Source organism: Pseudomonas sp. GD04019 (genome assembly GCF_029837695.1).
In the GTDB taxonomy this organism is placed as follows: domain Bacteria; phylum Pseudomonadota; class Gammaproteobacteria; order Pseudomonadales; family Pseudomonadaceae; genus Aquipseudomonas.
Genome location: NZ_JAOEEA010000008.1, coordinates 202501 through 219438 on the forward strand (window position 1 = coordinate 202501; position 16938 = coordinate 219438).

General features: G+C 63.6%; 18 protein-coding genes. 15 read left to right on the top strand and 3 right to left on the bottom strand.

The features are described from left to right. Positions 1-2: 2 nt before the first annotated feature. From N7607_RS14430 to cysN, 3 genes are all read left to right on the top strand, one after another. The gene (locus N7607_RS14430) at positions 3-761 is read left to right on the top strand and encodes a Nif3-like dinuclear metal center hexameric protein (RefSeq protein ID WP_279866206.1); all 759 of its coding nucleotides are present in this window, start codon (positions 3-5) and stop codon (positions 759-761) included. 123 nt (positions 762-884) lie between these two features. Next, the gene (gene cysD / locus N7607_RS14435; protein WP_279866205.1) at positions 885-1802 is read left to right on the top strand and encodes a sulfate adenylyltransferase subunit CysD; all 918 of its coding nucleotides are present in this window, start codon (positions 885-887) and stop codon (positions 1800-1802) included. A gap of 12 nt (positions 1803-1814) precedes the next feature. Further along, positions 1815-3713, top strand: a complete 1899-nt coding sequence (cysN, locus tag N7607_RS14440; protein ID WP_279866204.1) for a sulfate adenylyltransferase subunit CysN — start codon at positions 1815-1817, stop codon at positions 3711-3713. Between the two features lie 53 nt (positions 3714-3766). Here the strand turns inward: cysN and N7607_RS14445 are convergent, their stop codons facing one another. Continuing rightward, positions 3767-4201 carry a DUF1043 family protein gene (locus N7607_RS14445; protein ID WP_279866203.1) on the bottom strand — a complete coding sequence of 145 codons (435 nt, stop codon included), beginning with the start codon at positions 4199-4201 and terminating at the stop codon, positions 3767-3769. 132 nt (positions 4202-4333) lie between these two features. Between N7607_RS14445 and N7607_RS14450 the strand changes: the two genes are divergently transcribed. The 3 genes from N7607_RS14450 to zapE all read left to right on the top strand — a co-directional run bounded on the left by N7607_RS14450 (position 4334) and on the right by zapE (position 7511). Then, positions 4334-4966: an alpha/beta fold hydrolase gene (locus tag N7607_RS14450; RefSeq protein ID WP_279866306.1), complete on the top strand. Its 633-nt coding sequence runs from the start codon at positions 4334-4336 to the stop codon at positions 4964-4966. An 18-nt stretch (positions 4967-4984) separates the two neighbouring features. Then, positions 4985-6331: a tryptophan--tRNA ligase gene (locus tag N7607_RS14455; protein WP_279866202.1), complete on the top strand. Its 1347-nt coding sequence runs from the start codon at positions 4985-4987 to the stop codon at positions 6329-6331. Between the two features lie 85 nt (positions 6332-6416). Then, positions 6417-7511: a cell division protein ZapE gene (gene zapE, locus N7607_RS14460; RefSeq protein ID WP_279866201.1), complete on the top strand. Its 1095-nt coding sequence runs from the start codon at positions 6417-6419 to the stop codon at positions 7509-7511. Positions 7512-7727: 216 nt separating this feature from the next. Here the strand turns inward: zapE and N7607_RS14465 are convergent, their stop codons facing one another. Continuing rightward, complete coding sequence (locus tag N7607_RS14465; protein ID WP_279866305.1) at positions 7728-8630, bottom strand: GlxA family transcriptional regulator; 903 nt, start codon at positions 8628-8630, stop codon at positions 7728-7730. Between the two features lie 221 nt (positions 8631-8851). Between N7607_RS14465 and N7607_RS14470 the strand changes: the two genes are divergently transcribed. Both N7607_RS14470 and nfi read left to right on the top strand, forming a co-directional pair. Beyond that, positions 8852-9988 (top strand): acyl-CoA dehydrogenase family protein, encoded by a 1137-nt coding sequence (locus N7607_RS14470; RefSeq protein WP_279866200.1) that lies wholly within the window; start codon positions 8852-8854, stop codon positions 9986-9988. A gap of 88 nt (positions 9989-10076) precedes the next feature. After that, positions 10077-10784: a deoxyribonuclease V gene (gene nfi, locus N7607_RS14475; RefSeq protein WP_279866199.1), complete on the top strand. Its 708-nt coding sequence runs from the start codon at positions 10077-10079 to the stop codon at positions 10782-10784. A 3-nt stretch (positions 10785-10787) separates the two neighbouring features. On the opposite strand, the gene N7607_RS14480 is transcribed toward nfi, so the two are convergent. Beyond that, positions 10788-11825 carry an NADP(H)-dependent aldo-keto reductase gene (locus N7607_RS14480; RefSeq protein WP_279866197.1) on the bottom strand — a complete coding sequence of 346 codons (1038 nt, stop codon included), beginning with the start codon at positions 11823-11825 and terminating at the stop codon, positions 10788-10790. A 276-nt stretch (positions 11826-12101) separates the two neighbouring features. Here N7607_RS14480 and rplM point away from each other — a divergent pair, with 276 nt between their 5' ends. From rplM to N7607_RS14515, 7 genes are all read left to right on the top strand, one after another. Further along, entirely contained in the window at positions 12102-12530 is a 429-nt protein-coding gene (gene rplM / locus N7607_RS14485) for a 50S ribosomal protein L13 (protein WP_137974922.1), read from the top strand. 14 nt (positions 12531-12544) lie between these two features. After that, positions 12545-12937: a 30S ribosomal protein S9 gene (gene rpsI / locus N7607_RS14490; protein WP_192400270.1), complete on the top strand. Its 393-nt coding sequence runs from the start codon at positions 12545-12547 to the stop codon at positions 12935-12937. 251 nt (positions 12938-13188) lie between these two features. After that, complete coding sequence (gene petA, locus N7607_RS14495; RefSeq protein ID WP_192400271.1) at positions 13189-13782, top strand: ubiquinol-cytochrome c reductase iron-sulfur subunit; 594 nt, start codon at positions 13189-13191, stop codon at positions 13780-13782. Next, complete coding sequence (locus N7607_RS14500) at positions 13782-14993, top strand: cytochrome bc complex cytochrome b subunit (RefSeq protein WP_279866304.1); 1212 nt, start codon at positions 13782-13784, stop codon at positions 14991-14993. The genes petA and N7607_RS14500 overlap by 1 nt, the downstream gene beginning before the upstream one ends. After that, positions 14993-15775: a cytochrome c1 gene (locus N7607_RS14505; protein ID WP_279866195.1), complete on the top strand. Its 783-nt coding sequence runs from the start codon at positions 14993-14995 to the stop codon at positions 15773-15775. The genes N7607_RS14500 and N7607_RS14505 overlap by 1 nt, the downstream gene beginning before the upstream one ends. An 87-nt stretch (positions 15776-15862) precedes the next feature. Beyond that, positions 15863-16480 carry a glutathione S-transferase N-terminal domain-containing protein gene (locus tag N7607_RS14510; protein WP_279866193.1) on the top strand — a complete coding sequence of 206 codons (618 nt, stop codon included), beginning with the start codon at positions 15863-15865 and terminating at the stop codon, positions 16478-16480. Positions 16481-16495: 15 nt separating this feature from the next. Continuing rightward, entirely contained in the window at positions 16496-16912 is a 417-nt protein-coding gene (locus N7607_RS14515) for a ClpXP protease specificity-enhancing factor (RefSeq protein WP_192400274.1), read from the top strand. Positions 16913-16938 lie beyond the last annotated feature (26 nt).

Below are 16938 nucleotides of genomic sequence, written 5' to 3' on the forward strand. Positions count from 1 at the left end.
CCATGGCCATCGCTCTGACCACCCTGGTCGAGGAAGCCGACCGCTTCCTTAACGCGGCCCGCATCTCCGACTACTGCCCCAACGGCTTGCAGGTCGAGGGCCGGCCGCAGGTACGGCGCATCGTCAGCGGCGTGACCGCCAGCCAGGCGCTGCTGGATGCAGCGGTGGAGGCCGAGGCCGACGTGGTGCTAGTCCACCACGGCTATTTCTGGAAGGGCGAGGACGCCTGCATCACCGGCATGAAGCGCCGCCGCCTGCAGACCCTGCTGGGCAACGACATCAGCCTGCTGGCCTATCACCTGCCGTTGGACGTGCACCCGGAGGTGGGTAACAACGTGCAGCTGGCGCGGCAGCTCGATGTCACCGTGGAAGGCCCGCTCGACCCGAACAATCCCAAGGTGGTCGGTCTGCTCGGCTCGCTGGCCGAACCCATGAGCGCCCGCGACTTCGCTCGCCGCGTGCAGGAGGTGCTGGGTCGCGAGCCGTTGCTGGTCGAAGGGCAGGGCATGGTGCGGCGCATCGGTTGGTGCACCGGCGGTGGCCAGGGCTACATCGACAACGCCATCGCCGCCGGGGTCGATCTGTACCTGACCGGCGAGGCCTCCGAGCAGACCTTCCACAGCGCGCGCGAGAACGGCGTGGGCTTTATCGCCGCCGGGCATCACGCCACCGAACGCTACGGCGTGCAGGCCCTGGGCGACTATCTGGCGCGGCGTTTCGCCATTGAGCACCTGTTCATCGACTGTCCCAATCCGGTCTGAAAACCGAGCATATACCTAGATCGTTTCGATCTAAAAGCCGTCCTGAATAGAATAGGGTGCTGTGCTAGAGTGCGCGCTCGTCCACGGCCCGCCGGCCGTTCATTCCCTGATCTGTGATAAGCCATGCTCGACAAACTGACGCACCTGAAACAGCTCGAGGCGGAAAGTATCCACATCATTCGTGAAGTGGCCGCCGAATTCGACAACCCGGTGATGCTGTATTCCATCGGTAAAGATTCCGCCGTGATGCTGCACTTGGCGCGCAAGGCATTCTTCCCCGGCAAGCTGCCGTTCCCGGTCATGCACGTGGACACTCGCTGGAAATTCCAGGAGATGTACCGCTTCCGCGAGAAGATGGTCAAAGAGTACGGGCTGGATCTGATCACCCACATCAATCCGGATGGTGTGGCGCAGGACATGAACCCCTTCACCTACGGCAGTGCCAAGCACACCGACGTGATGAAGACCGAGGGCCTCAAGCAGGCGCTGGACAAGCACGGCTTCGACGCCGCCTTCGGTGGCGCGCGCCGCGACGAGGAAAAGTCCCGGGCCAAGGAGCGCGTGTACTCCTTCCGCGACAGCAAGCACCGCTGGGACCCGAAGAACCAGCGTCCCGAGCTGTGGAACGTGTACAACGGCAAGGTCAAGAAGGGCGAGTCGATCCGCGTCTTCCCGCTGTCCAACTGGACCGAGCTGGACATCTGGCAATACATCTATCTGGAGCAGATCCCGATCGTGCCGCTGTACTTCGCCGCCGAGCGCGAAGTGATCGAGAAGAACGGCACGCTGATCATGATCGACGACGAGCGCATCCTCGAGCACCTGTCTGACGAGGAGAAAGCCCGTATCCAGAAGAAGATGGTGCGTTTCCGCACCCTCGGCTGCTACCCGCTGACCGGTGCGGTGGAGTCCACGGCGACCACGCTGACCGACATCATCCAGGAAATGCTTCTGACCCGTACTTCCGAGCGCCAGGGCCGTGTGATCGACCACGATCAGGCCGGCTCGATGGAAGAAAAGAAACGTCAGGGCTACTTCTAAGGATTCCGCACCATGAGTCATCAATCCGATCTGATCAGCCAGGACATCGTTGCGTACCTGGCCCAGCACGAACGCAAAGAACTGCTGCGCTTCCTTACCTGCGGCAACGTCGACGACGGCAAGAGCACCCTGATCGGGCGCCTGCTGCACGACACCAAGATGATCTACGAAGACCATCTGGAGGCCATCACCAAGGACTCCAAGAAAGTCGGCACCACCGGCGATGACGTCGACCTGGCGCTGCTGGTCGACGGTCTGCAGGCCGAGCGCGAGCAGGGCATCACCATCGACGTGGCGTACCGCTATTTCAGTACCGCCAAGCGCAAGTTCATCATCGCCGACACCCCCGGCCATGAGCAGTACACGCGCAACATGGCCACCGGCGCCTCCACCTGCGACCTGGCGATCATCCTGATCGACGCGCGCTACGGTGTGCAGACCCAGACCAAGCGTCACAGCTTCATCGCCAGCCTGCTGGGCATCAAGCACATCGTCGTGGCCATCAACAAGATGGACCTCAAGGGCTTCGATCAGGGCGTGTTCGAGCAGATCAAGGCCGACTACCTGAAGTTCGCCGAAGGCATCTCGCTCAAGCCGACTTCGCTGTTCTTCGTGCCGATGTCCGCGCTCAAAGGCGACAACGTGGTGAACAAGAGCGAGCAGTCGCCCTGGTACACCGGCCAGTCGCTGATGGAAATCCTCGAGACCGTGGAAGTCGCCGGCGATCGCAACTTCAACGACCTGCGTTTCCCGGTGCAGTACGTCAACCGGCCGAACCTGAACTTCCGCGGTTTCGCCGGTACCCTGGCCAGCGGCATCGTGCGCAAGGGCGACGAAGTCATCGCTCTGCCGTCGGGCAAGGGCAGCAAGGTCAAGTCCATCGTCACCTTCGAGGGTGAGCTGGAGCAGGCCGGCCCGGGTCAGGCGATCACCCTGACCCTGGAAGACGAGATCGACGTGTCCCGCGGCGACATGCTGGTGCATGCCGACAACCGCCCGCAGGTGGTCGACAGCTTCGACGCCATGCTGGTGTGGATGGCTGAAGAGCCGATGCTGCCGGGCAAGAAATACGACATCAAGCGCGCCACCAGCTATGTGCCGGGCTCGATTGCCAGCATCGCCCACCGGGTCGATGTGAACACCCTGGAAGAGGGCGCGGCGAGCAGTCTGCAGCTCAACGAGATTGGCAAGGTCAAGGTTGCCCTGGACGCGCCGATTGCCCTCGACGGCTACGCACACAACCGCACCACCGGCGCCTTTATCGTCATCGACCGCCTGACCAACGGCACCGTCGGCGCCGGCATGATCATCGCCGACCCTGTCGGCGCTGGCGGCAGCACGCACCACGGTGAGCAAGCGCACGTATCGACCGAAGAACGCGCCGCGCGCTTCGGCCAGCAACCGGCCACCGTGCTGTTCAGCGGCCTGTCCGGCGCCGGCAAGAGCACCCTGGCCTACGCCGTCGAGCGCAAGCTGTTCGACATGGGCCGTGCCGTGTACGTGCTGGATGGCCAGAACCTGCGCCATGACCTGAACAAGGGCCTGCCGCAGGATCGCGCCGGTCGCACCGAGAACTGGCGTCGTGCCGCCCACGTGGCGCGCCAGTTCAACGAGGCCGGTCTGCTGACCCTGGCTGCGTTCGTCGCCCCGGATGCCGAAGGCCGCGAGCAGGCCAAGGTGCTGATCGGCAACGATCGCCTGCTCACCGTGTACGTGCAGGCTTCGCCGCAGGCCTGCGCCGAGCGTGATCCGCAGGGCCTGTATGCCGCCGGTGGCGACAACATCCCGGGCGAATCCTTCGCCTACGACGTACCGCTGGATGCCGATCTGGTGATCGACACCCAGTCCTCGTCGGTGGAGGAGGGCGTCAAGCAGGTGCTGGATCTGCTGCGTTCGCGCGGCGCGATCTAAGCATCGGCCAATAAAAAGCCCCGCATCTGCGGGGCTTTTTTATGCCTTTTCGATCAGCGCTTGAGGCCGAAACCTTCGTCCAGGGTGCCGGGGGCGTCCGGCTCCTTCGGTGCGTAGTCTTTCGGTGCCTCGGTACTGCGCGGCGGGGTCAGGCGTTCACGTGGCGCCTTGCCGTCGTCGGCATGCAGCGCGGCCAGCAGGCGCTGGCGGGTCACCTCGTCGGCGGCCAGGCGGTCGGCGCCATGCGACAGGTGCTCCTGCACGTCCTGGTAGCTCTGGGTCAGCTTCTTCACCAGGCTGGCGGTGGTGTTGAAATGGGTCACTACCTCGCTCTGGTAGCTGTCGAAGCGTTGCTGCAGATCGTCCAGCTGACGCTGGGTGCGGCTGGGAGCGGCGTTGGGCAGCAGGCGCGCGGCCAGGAAGCCGATGGCGACGCCAACCAGCAGGGCCATGGCGGGCAGCAGCCAGGGGGTGAGCGATTGTTCCACGAGTCCTTCCTCTGAAAGCGGCTTTGTTTTACGGTAGCGGCTCTCGCCGGCGCTGTATACCGCGGCAAAGCCCTGTTGTGCGATGTGCCTAACCAAGACGTGTCGACCCTGCCCGGGGTCACGGAGTTCCTGCTGTTGATCCGCGAAACCCCTCTGCTGCTCGACGGCCCCTGCGGCCAGCTCGAAGCCCTGTTCTGTGAAGTGCCGGACGCCCGTGGCGTTGCCCTGATCTGCCATCCCAACCCGGTTCAGGGCGGCACCATGCTCAACAAGGTGGTTTCCACCTTGCAGCGCTCGGTGCGCGACATGGGCTACCACACCCTGCGCTTCAACTACCGCGGCGTTGGTGCCAGTGCCGGCAGCCACGACATGGGCAGTGGCGAGGTGGATGACGCCGAGGCGGTGGCGCACTGGCTGCGTGGCCAATACCCCGAGCTGCCGTTGACCCTGCTCGGCTTCTCCTTCGGCGGCTTCGTCGCTGGCGCCCTGGCTGGGCGGCTGGAAGACCAGGGTGTCGCCATTCCGAAGCTGTTCATGGTGGCGCCGGCGGTGCATCGCCTGCAGGCGCCCGAGCATCTGCCGCAAGCTGGCGAGCTGGTGGTAGTGCAGCCGGAGCAGGACGAGGTGGTGGAGCCCGACGCGGTCTACGCCTGGTCCGCGGCGCTGCCGCGTGCCCATGAGCTGCTGAAGGTGGCAGAATGCGGCCACTTTTTTCACGGCAAGCTGCCCGAGCTGAAAGAGCTGGTTCAGCCCCGTCTCCAATAAGTTGAAGCGAATAGCCAGATGACCACCCGTATCCTTACCGGCATCACCACTACCGGCACCCCTCACCTGGGTAACTATGCCGGCGCGATCCGTCCGGCCATCGTCGCCAGCCGCGCCGCCGACGCCGATTCCTTCTATTTCCTCGCCGACTACCACGCGCTGATCAAGTGCGACGACCCGGCGCGCATCCAGCGTTCGCGCCTGGAGATCGCCGCCACCTGGCTGGCGCTGGGGCTGGATACCGACAAGGCGACCTTCTACCGCCAGTCCGATATCCCCGAAATTCCCGAGCTGTGCTGGTTGCTCACCTGTGTCGCCGGCAAGGGCCTGCTCAACCGCGCCCACGCCTACAAGGCCTCGGTGGACAAGAACGTCGAGCAGGGCGAAGACCCGGATGCGGGCATCACCATGGGCCTGTTCAGCTACCCGGTGCTGATGGCGGCGGACATCCTGATGTTCAACGCGCACAAGGTACCGGTCGGCCGCGACCAGATCCAGCACGTGGAGATGGCGCGCGATATCGGCCAGCGCTTCAACCACCTGTTCGGCCAAGGCCGCGAGCTGTTCACCCTGCCCGAGGCGGTGATCGAGGAAGAAGTGGCGACCCTGCCCGGCCTCGACGGCCGCAAGATGAGCAAGAGCTACGACAACACCATCCCGCTGTTCGGCACTGCCAAGCAGCTGAAGGAAGCGATCGCCCGCATCGTCACCGATTCCAAGATGCCGGGCGAGCCCAAGGATGCCGACGGCTCGCACCTGTTCACCCTGTACCAGGCGTTTGCCTCCCAGGCGCAGCAGGCCGAGTTCCGTGCCGAGCTGGAGGGAGGCCTGGCCTGGGGCGAGGCGAAGAGTCGCCTGTTCCAGCTGCTCGACGCTGAGCTGGGTGAAGCGCGCGAGCGCTACAACGCGCTGATCACCAAGCCGGCCGATCTGGAAGATATCCTTCTGGCCGGCGCCGCCAAGGCACGCAAGATCGCCACTCCGTTCCTCGGCGAGCTGCGCGAGGCGGTCGGCCTGCGCTCATTCCGCGAGCAGGTGCAGACCGGCGGTGGCGAGAAGAAGAAAGCGGTCAAGAGCGCGCGCTTCGTCAGTTTCCGCGACGAGGACGGCAGCTTCCGCTTCCGCCTGCTGGACGCTGCCGGCGAGCAGTTGCTGCTGTCCAAGTCTTTCGCCGACGGCAAGGCGGCTGGTCAGGCCAGCAAGGCCCTGCAGTCCGGCGCGGCGTTGGATGTACGCGGTGAAGGCCAGGTCTTCTCCGTGTGGCTGGGCGATGAGCGCGTCGGCGAGAGCCCGGCCTTCACCGACGCCAATGCACTGGAGGCGGCCATCGAGCGACTGCGCGAGGCGCTGACGCCGCAGGAGTAAAGGCCTGCGCGGCCACTGGCCGATTGCCAAGCACGGGGCGCGTCGCTAAAGTGACCGCCCCGTTTTTGTTACCGAAGTTCCCAGCATGACTCCTCTTGAGCGTTATCAGGCCGATCTGAAGCGGCCGGACTTCTTCCACGACGCCGCACAGGAAAACGCCGTGCGCCACCTGCAGCGTCTGTACGACGAACTGGTGGCGGATTCCCAGGCGTCTTCCGGGCTGTTCGGCAAGTTGTTCGGCAAGAAGCGCCAGGAGCCGGTCAAAGGTCTCTACTTCTGGGGCGGCGTCGGCCGCGGCAAGACCTACCTGGTCGATACCTTCTTCGACGCGCTGCCGTTCGAGCAGAAGATGCGCACCCACTTCCACCGCTTCATGAAGCGTGTGCACGAGGAAATGCGCACCCTCAAGGGTGAGAAGAACCCGCTGACCATCATCGGCAAGCGCTTCGCCGACGAGGCGCGGGTGATCTGCTTCGACGAGTTCTTCGTCAGCGACATCACTGACGCCATGATCCTCGCCACGCTGCTGGAGGAGCTGTTCAAGAACGGCGTGAGCCTGGTGGCCACCTCCAACATCGTGCCGGACGGCCTGTACAAGGACGGCCTGCAGCGCGCGCGCTTCCTGCCGGCCATCGCCCTGGTCAAGCAGTACACCGAAGTGGTCAACGTCGACAGCGGCGTGGACTACCGCCTGCGCGCCCTGGAGCAGGCCGAGCTGTTCCACTGGCCACTGGATGCCGAGGCCGAGATCAGCCTGGAGAAGAGCTTCAACAGCCTGCTGCCCGAGCACTGCAAGGTGGAGGAGAACAAGGCGTTGATGATCGAGAACCGTCCGATCATGGCGCGCAAGGAAGGCGATGACGTGGCCTGGTTCGAGTTCCGCGAGCTGTGCGACGGCCCGCGCAGCCAGAACGACTACATCGAGCTGGGCAAGATCTTCCACGCGGTGATCCTGGCCAACGTTGAGCAAATGGGCGTGGCCAAGGACGACATGGCGCGGCGCTTCATCAACCTGGTGGACGAGTTCTACGACCGCAACGTCAAGCTGATCATCTCGGCCGAGGTGGAGCTGAAGGACCTGTATACCGGTGGACGCCTGAGCTTCGAGTTCCAGCGCACCCTCAGTCGCCTGCTGGAGATGCAGTCGCACGAGTTCCTCTCGCGGCCGCACAAGCCCTAGCAAATCACCGGAAAGCTACTGCGCTCGGTCAGGCTGTGTTGAAAGCAGGCTCAGAATGCTTATTTACAACTCGTAAACTGCGCATCTTCGCCTGCTTTCGCCTTGCCTGCCCTTCGCTCGCTACGCTTTCCGGCAATTTGCGGTATCAATGAAAGAAGGGCTGCCCATGGGCAGCCCTTCTGCGTTTCAGGCAGTCTGCGACCAGTCGGCCCGCGCTCAGGCGCTGTCCTTGTGCTGGAACTGCCGGCGGTACTGGTTGGGTGACAGCTCGGCATGCTGGCGGAACAGGCGGGCGAAGAAACTGGCGTCGTCGTAGCCGACTTCGTAGCTGATGGTCTTGATGCTCTTGCGGGTGGCGCTGAGCAGGCCCTTGGCCGTCTCGATGCGCAGGCGCTGCAGGTAGTGCAGGGGTTTGTCGCCGGTCGCCGCCTGGAAGCGCCGCATGAAGTTGCGGATGCTCATGCCGTGCTGGCGCGCTACGTCCTCGATGCGGAATTTTTCGGCGAAGTGCTCTTCCAGCCACTGCTGCACCTGCAGGATGGCCACGTCCTGGTGCAGTTTCTGCCCGCCGAAGCCGATGCGCCCGGGGCTGTAGCTGCGCTGGGTCTCGTAGAGGATGTCGCGCGAGACGCCCTGGGCGATGCCGGCGCCGCAGTAGCGCTCGATCAGGTAGATGTACAGGTCGCAGGCCGAGGTGACGCCGCCGGCGCAGTACAGGTTGTCGGCGTCCGACAGGTGCTTGTCCTGGTTCAGCAGCACCTTGGGGAAGCGCTCGGTGAACTCGCGGAAGAAGCGCCAGTAAGTGGTTGCCTCCTTGCCGTCGAGCAGCCCGGCCTGGGCCATCCAGAACACGCCGGTGGCCTCGCCGCAGATGGCGCTGCCGGCGGCATGTCGTTCGCGTAGCCAGGGCAGGACCTCGGGGCAGCGCTGGCAGAGGGCGTCGAAGTCGCCCCAGAAGGCCGGCAGGATCACCACCTCGGCCTCGCCCAGGCTGCCGTCCACCGGGATCACCGCCTCGCTAAAGCTGGTCACTGCCTGGCCGTCCGGGCTGACCACGCGGATCTGGAACGCCGAGGTCGGTCCCAGGCCCTGCTGCTTGCCGTGGCGCAGCCCGGCCATGTGGAAGAAGTCCCGGGCCTGCATCAGGGTGGCGGCGAAGACGCCATCGGTGGCGAGTATGGCGATGCGGGTAGGCGACATGTTTGTTGTTCTTGTTAGTGATTAAACGGTCATCAGGTGGCTGGATCGTCTTATTTTTTGTCGCATGTGTCCAGTGCCCCTGGCAACGACGCTGGCCTAGAGTGGGGGCACCCAACGATCACTCAGAAGCAGGTGTAACAATGATTCCAAGAACCCTGTTCAGCTCCGAGCACGAGCTGTTCCGCGAGTCCGTGCGCAAGTTCTTCGAGCAGGAGGCGGCGCCTTTCCACGCCCAGTGGGAAAAGGACGGTCACATCGACCGCGCCCTGTGGAACAAGGCCGGTGACGCCGGCATGCTCTGCTCCCACATTCCCGAGGAATACGGCGGCATGAGCGCCGACTTCCTCTACAGCGCCGTGGTGATCGAGGAGCAGTCGCGCCTCGGCCTGTCCGGTGTCGGCTTCTCGCTGCACTCGGACATCGTCGCGCCCTACATCCTTCACTACGGCAGCGAAGCGCAGAAGCAGCATTACCTGCCGAAGATGGTGACCGGCGAAGTGGTCACCGCCATCGCCATGACCGAGCCGGGCACCGGCTCCGACCTGCAGGGCGTGAAGACCACCGCCCTGCTGGATGGCGATCACTACGTGATCAACGGCTCGAAGACCTTCATCACCAACGGCTGGCTGGCCGACATGGTGATAGTCGTCGCCAAGACCGATCCCAAGGGCGGCGCCAAGGGGATCAGCCTGTTCCTGGTAGATGCCAACACCCCGGGATTCTCCAAGGGCAAGCGCCTGGAGAAGGTCGGCATGAAGGCCCAGGACACCTCCGAGCTGTTCTTCCAGGACGTGCGCATTCCCAAGGAAAACCTGCTGGGCAAGGAGGGCATGGGCTTCGTCTACCTGATGCAGGAGCTGCCCCAGGAGCGTCTGACCGTGGGCGTGGGCGCCATCGCCTCGGCCGAGGCGGCGATCAAGTGGACCCTGGACTACACCCGTGAGCGCAAGGCCTTCGGCAAGTCCGTCTCCGACTTCCAGAACACTCGCTTCAAGCTGGCCGAGATGACCACCGAGGCGCAGATCGGCCGGGTGTTCGTCGACCGCTGCCTGGAGCTGCACCTGCAGGGCAAGCTGGATGTGCCGACCGCGGCGATGCTCAAGTACTGGGGTACCGACCTGCAGTGCAAGGTGATCGACGAGTGCGTGCAGCTGCATGGTGGCTACGGCTACATGTGGGAATACCCGATCGCCCGTGCCTGGGCCGACTCGCGGGTGCAGCGCATCTACGCCGGCACCAACGAGATCATGAAAGAGATCATTTCCCGCTCGCTGTAAGCCTCTCCTGGTTCGCCTGCGGTCGTCGCGGGCGAACCAGCCTCTGCCGATGTCGGTCTACCGATCCATTGCGGGATTGGAGTCGCCGATGCATACATCACCCTTCGCCGATTGGGACGGGACCGCGCAACAGGCGCGCGTGCTGCAGAGTGCGCTGGCCGAACGAGTGGTGCTGGAGGATGACTTCGCGCCGCCGCGGATAATCGCCGGCGTGGATGTCGGTTTCGAAGAGCAGGGCAGCATCACCCTGGCGGCCGCCGTGCTGCTCGATGCTAATACCTTGCAGCTGATTGCCCATAGCGTGGCGCGCATTCCCACCAGCATGCCCTATGTGCCGGGGCTATTGTCTTTCCGCGAGCTGCCGGCCTTGCTGCAGGCATTGCGCGATCTGCCGCAGATACCGGATCTGATCTACTGCGACGGCCTGGGCATCGCCCACCCGCGCCGGCTCGGCATCGCTTCGCACCTGGGCGTGGTGACCGGGCTGCCGACCATTGGTGTGGCCAAGAGCATCCTCGTCGGTACTCATGCGGAGCTGCCGCAGGAGAAGGGCGCGCGCGTGCCGCTCAGGCATGCGGGTGAGCAGGTTGGCTGGATGCTGCGCAGCAAGGACAAGGTCAAGCCGCTGATCGTCTCGCCAGGGCATCGCGTGAGCATGGCTAGCGCCGTCGAGCTGGTGCTGGCCTGCTGCCGTGGTTATCGCCTGCCCGAGCCGACCCGCCTGGCGGATCGGCTGGCTTCGCGCCGCGGCGAGATGCCGGCGCCCCGAGCGAGCACGCCGGACCTGTTCGGCTGAGCCTCAGGGCGCCGGGTTGGGTTGCTCGCGTTGGATGGCCTCGATGCCCTCCAGAACCTCTGCCGAGAGCCGGAGATCGATGCTGTCCAGGTTGCTCTCCAGCTGCTCCGGGCTAGTGGCGCCGATGATGTTGCTGGTGACGAAGGGTTGGCGGGTGACGAAGGCCAGCGCCATCTGCGCCGGGTCCAGACCGTGCTCGCGGGCCAGCTGCACGTAACGGTCGCAGGCGGCCTGGGCTTGCGGGTTGGTGTAGCGCGAGAAACGGCTGAACAGGGTGATCCTCGCGTTGGCCGGACGGGCGCCGTTGGCGTATTTGCCGGAGAGCATGCCGAACGCCAGCGGCGAGTAAGCCAGTAGGCCGCACTGCTCGCGGATCGCCACTTCCGCCAGGCCCACCTCGAAGCTGCGGTTGAGCAGGTTGTAGGGGTTCTGGATCGACACCATGCGAGCCAGGCCCAGGCTGTCGGCCAGTTGCAGGAACTTCATGGTGCCCCAGGGCGTTTCATTGGACAGGCCGATATGGCGGATCTTGCCGGCCGCGATCTGCTCACCGAGGGCTTCGAGGATTTCCTGCAGCGGGGTGAAGCCCTGCTCCTGATGGCGATAGCCGAGCTGGCCGAAGAAGTTGGTGCTGCGCTCCGGCCAGTGCAGCTGGTACAGGTCGATCCAGTCGGTCTGCAGGCGCTTCAGGCTGTCGTCGACGGCGGCGCTGATATGCGCGCGGTTGTGCTTGAGCTGGCCGCCGCGGATGTAGTCGATGCCATTGCCGGGGCCGGCCACCTTGCTGGCCAGGATCCAGTCGGCACGGTTGCCGCGAGCCTTGAAGTAGTTGCCGATGATGCGTTCCGTGGCGCCATAGGTATTGCTACGCGGCGGCACCGGGTACATCTCGGCGGTATCGAGGAAATTGATCCCGGCGGCGCGGGCACGATCGATCTGGCCGAAGCCATCGGCCTCGCTGTTCTGCTCGCCCCAGGTCATGCTGCCCAGGCACAGTGCGCTGACGCTAAGGTCGCTGCGGCCCAGTTGACGGTATTCCATGTGCGGCTCCTTGGTTCAAGCGGGAGCGCCCAGCATAAAGCAGGTTGCTATTTTCGCAGCAATCGGCATAATTCCGCGGCTTTCTCGGCGGGGATGCCTAGCCCGTACGAGAAGGAAGGTGGGGATGCCTAGCCCACCGAAACCCCGCCGTGGCGGACGCGCTGACCCGAGCCCCCGACAGCGTCTGTTTCCGGCTGTCTTTGACCTTGTCAAAGCAAGCACTATTCAGTAAGATCCGCCGTCTTATTTTCAGGGCGGCCCCTGAGGCTATAGCGAATGAAGACTTTTACTGCAAAACCGGAAACTGTTAAGCGCGACTGGTACGTCGTCGACGCTGCAGGTCAGACCCTGGGTCGTCTGGCCACCGAAATCGCGAGCCGTCTGCGCGGCAAGCACAAGCCGGAATACACCCCGCACGTTGATACCGGCGACTACATCGTCGTGATCAATGCCGAGCAGGTGCGTGTAACTGGCGCCAAGACCTCCGACAAGATGTACTACTCGCACTCCGGTTTCCCGGGTGGCATCAAGGAAATCAGCTTCGAGAAGCTGATCGCCAAGGCCCCCGAGCGCGTGATCGAGACCGCGGTCAAGGGCATGCTGCCGAAGAATCCGCTGGGTCGCGACATGTATCGCAAGCTGAAGGTGTACAAGGGTGCCGTTCACCCGCACACCGCTCAGCAGCCCCAAGAACTGAAGATTTAACGGAATAGTTCATTATGTCGGCGACTCAAAATTACGGCACTGGCCGTCGCAAGACCGCTACCGCACGCGTATTCCTGCGTCCGGGCACTGGCAAGATCTCCATCAACAACCGCACCCTGGAAACTTTCTTCGGTCGCGAAACCGCTCGCATGGTCGTGCGTCAGCCGCTTGAGCTGACCGAAACCACCGAGAAGTTCGACATCTACGTCACCGTTCTCGGTGGTGGTGTCAGCGGTCAGGCTGGTGCGATCCGTCACGGCATCACTCGTGCCCTGATGGACTACGACGAAGGCCTGCGTCCTGCCCTGCGCAAAGCCGGCTTCGTGACTCGCGATGCTCGCGAAGTAGAACGTAAGAAAGTCGGTCTGCGCAAAGCGCGTAAGCGTCCGCAGTACTCGAAGCGTTAATTCGCTGCTACGTTCAAAGACGCCCAGACTCTTCGGAGCTGGGCGTTTTTTATTGCTGCCTGTTTTTACTCTGCGACAACCTGTCGCATTGGTGGAAAGCCCGGTCTGCAAGGCCTGCGACCAATTTGTATCCGGTAATTACCTTGTCAGAAAAGGGGCTTTTCTTTACCATTCGGCAAATTTTGTGCGGCCCGATTTATTACTTAGTAGAGGCCTGACCACAGGCCACAAAGCTGATGGGAGACGACTGAATGAGCAATGACGGCGTGAATGCAGGCCGGCGTCGCTTCCTGGTGGCGGCCACTTCGGTGGTAGGTGCTGCCGGAGCGGTGGGTGCTGCGACCCCGTTCGTGGGGTCATGGTTCCCCAGTGCCAAGGCCAAAGCGGCCGGTGCACCGGTGAAAGTGAATATCGCCAAGGTCGAACCTGGCCAGCAGATGATCGCCGAATGGCGCGGTCAGCCGGTATTCATCGTGCGTCGTACCGAGGAGATCCTGGCCAACCTGACCAAGATCGACGGCAGCGTTGCCGACCCGGAATCCGCCGCCTCCGTGCAGCCGGAATACGTCGACAAGAAGACTCGCGCGATCAAGCCGGAAATCCTGGTGTTGGTCGGTCTGTGCACCCACCTGGGCTGCTCGCCGTCCTTCCGCCCGGAAGTGGCACCGGCCGATCTCGGTCCGGAGTGGGTCGGTGGCTATTTCTGCCCCTGCCACGGTTCGCGCTACGACCTCGCCGGTCGCGTCTACAAGGCCCAGCCCGCGCCGCTGAACCTGCCGGTTCCGCCGCATTCCTACGAGTCCGATGAAGTCATCGTCATCGGCGTGGACCAGGAGAAAGCATGATGGAAAAATTCATGGCCTGGGTCGATGCGCGCTTCCCCGCGACCAAGATGTGGGAAGACCATCTGAGCAAGTATTACGCTCCGAAGAACTTCAACTTCTTCTACTTCTTCGGCTCGCTGGCACTGCTGGTGCTGGTCAATCAGATCCTCACCGGTATCTGGCTGACCATGAGCTTCACGCCGTCCGCCGAGGAAGCCTTCGCTTCCGTCGAGTACATCATGCGCGACGTGGAGTTCGGCTGGATCATCCGCTACCTGCACTCCACCGGTGCCTCCGCGTTCTTCGTGGTGGTCTACCTGCACATGTTCCGCGGTCTGCTCTACGGCTCCTACCAGAAGCCACGTGAGCTGGTGTGGATCTTCGGCATGCTGATCTACCTGTGCCTGATGGCGGAAGCCTTCATGGGCTACCTGCTGCCGTGGGGTCAGATGTCCTACTGGGGCGCCCAGGTGATCATCTCGCTGTTCGGTGCCATCCCGGTGATCGGCGATGACCTGACCCAGTGGATCCGTGGTGACTACCTGATCTCCGGCATCACCCTGAACCGCTTCTTCGCGCTGCACGTGATCGCCCTGCCGATCGTCCTGCTCGGCCTGGTCGTGCTGCACATCCTGGCGCTGCACGAAGTCGGTTCGAACAACCCGGACGGCGTCGACATCAAGAAGAACAAGGACGAGAACGGCGTGCCGCTCGACGGCATCGCGTTCCATCCCTACTACACTGTGAAAGACATTGTCGGCGTGGTGGTCTTCCTGTTCGTCTTCTGCGCCATCGTGTTCTTCTTCCCGGAGATGGGTGGTTACTTCCTCGAGAAGCCGAACTTCGAGCAGGCCAACCCGTTCAAGACCCCCGAGCACATCGCTCCGGTGTGGTACTTCACCCCCTTCTACGCCATCCTGCGCGCCGTACCGGACAAGCTGCTGGGCGTGATCGCCATGGGCGCCGCCATCGCCGTGCTGTTCGTCCTGCCTTGGCTCGACCGTAGCCCGGTCAAGTCGATGCGCTACAAGGGCTGGCTGAGCAAGGTCTGGCTGCTGGTGTTCTGCGTGTCCTTCGTGATCCTCGGCGTGCTGGGCGTACTGGCACCGACTCCGGGCCGTACCCTGCTGTCGCAGATCTGCACCGCGCTGTATTTCGCCTACTTCATCCTGATGCCGTTCTACACCCGGATGGAGAAGACTAAACCGGTTCCGGAAAGGGTGACTGGCTGATGAAAAAGCTATTTGCTGCATTTGTTATCGCTGCACTGCCGGCCTTCTCCTTTGCCGCTGGCGGCCATGGCGTCGAGCTGGACAAGGTTGACCTCGACCTGACCGACAAGGCTGCCCTGCAGGATGGCGCGCGTACCTTCGCCAACTACTGCATGGGCTGCCACAGCGCCAAGTTCCAGCGCTACGAGCGCGTTGCCGATGACATCGGCATCCCGCACGAACTGATGCTGGAAAACCTGGTGTTCACCGGTGCCAAGATCGGCGACCACATGAAGATCGGCATGAAGCCGGAAGATGCCAAGGCCTGGTTCGGCGCTGCGCCGCCCGACCTGACCCTGGTTGCCCGCGTACGCGGCGCCGACTGGCTGTACACCTACCTGCGCACCTTCTACGAGGACCCGACTCGTCCGCTGGGTGCCAACAACAAGGTGTTCCCGAACGTCGGTATGCCCAACGTGCTGGTCGGCCTGCAAGGCCGCCAGGTCATCGGTTGCAAGCAGGTTCAGGTGGTCGAGGAAGGCAAGAAGCAGTACGACCCGCTGACCGGCGCGCCGATCACCCACGAGGCCTGCGACCAGCTGACCATCGTGCCGAAGACCGGCACGCTGACCGAGGCTGAGTTCGACGAGAAGGTCCATAACCTGGTGACCTTCCTCGCCTACTCGGCCAACCCGGTCAAGCTGGAAAGCCAGCGCATCGGTACCTATGTCCTGCTGTACCTGGCCTTCTTCTTCGTGTTCGCCTACCTGCTGAAGCGCGAATACTGGAAGGACGTGCACTGATACACTGCGTCACCGCTGTAAACGCACGCGCCCCTCAAGGGCGCGTGCGTTTTTCTGTTTCTGCCATTTCGAAAAGTGAGGGGCGCCATGGCCGCGACCAATAAGCTGGCCTGTTATTCCGACCCTGCCGACCACTATTCCCATCGCGTGCGACTGGTGCTGGCCGAGAAGGGCGTAAGCGCCGAGATCATCGATGTCCAGGCCGGGCGTTGCCCGCCCAAGCTGGCTGAGGCCAACCCCTATGGCGGCGTACCGACCCTGGTCGATCGTGACCTGGCCTTGTACGAATCCACCGTGGTGATGGAGTATCTCGACGAGCGCTATCCGCATCCGCCGCTGCTGCCGGTGTATCCGGTGGACCGGGCCAAGAGCCGCCTGCTGATGCACCGCATCCAGCGCGACTGGTGCAAGCTGGTCGACCAGATTCTCGACGCGCGCACCAAGGAAGCGGACCGGGCCGTGGCGCGCAAGGAGCTGCGCGAGAGCCTGACCGGCGTGTCGCCGCTGTTCGCCGACAAGCCGTTCTTCCTCAGTGACGAGCTGAGTCTGGTGGACTGTTGCCTGCTGCCGATCCTGTGGCGTCTGCCGAAGCTGGGCATCGAGCTGCCGCGCCCGGCCAAGCCGCTGCTGGACTATATGGAGCGGGTATTCGCCAGCGAGGCCTTCCAGGCCAGTCTATCCACCGTCGAGCGCGATATGCGCTGAGCCGAGGAGGCCGAGATGAACTCCAGTCGCCCCTACCTGGTACGTGCCCTGTACGAGTGGATAGTCGACAACGACTGCACCCCGCACCTGCTGGTGAATGCCGAGTTCCCCGGTGTGCGCGTGCCGGCCGGCTACGCCAACGATGGGCAGATCGTCCTCAACGTGTCGCCCAGTGCCGTGCGCAACCTGCACATGGACAACGAGGCGGTCAGCTTCGAGGGGCGTTTCGGTGGCGTGGCGCACTCGCTGTTCGTGCCGTCCGGCGCCATGCTGGCGATCTATGCGCGGGAGAACGGCCAGGGCATGGTCTTCGAGCTGGAGCCACCGGTCGACGATGACGAGGAGGAAGGGCCGGAGCCCGATGATGACGGTCCGTCCGGTGGTGAGCCGCCACGGCCCAGCGGGCGGCCCAGTCTGAAGGTGGTCAAGTAGCAATAAAAAAGGCGATCCGAGGATCG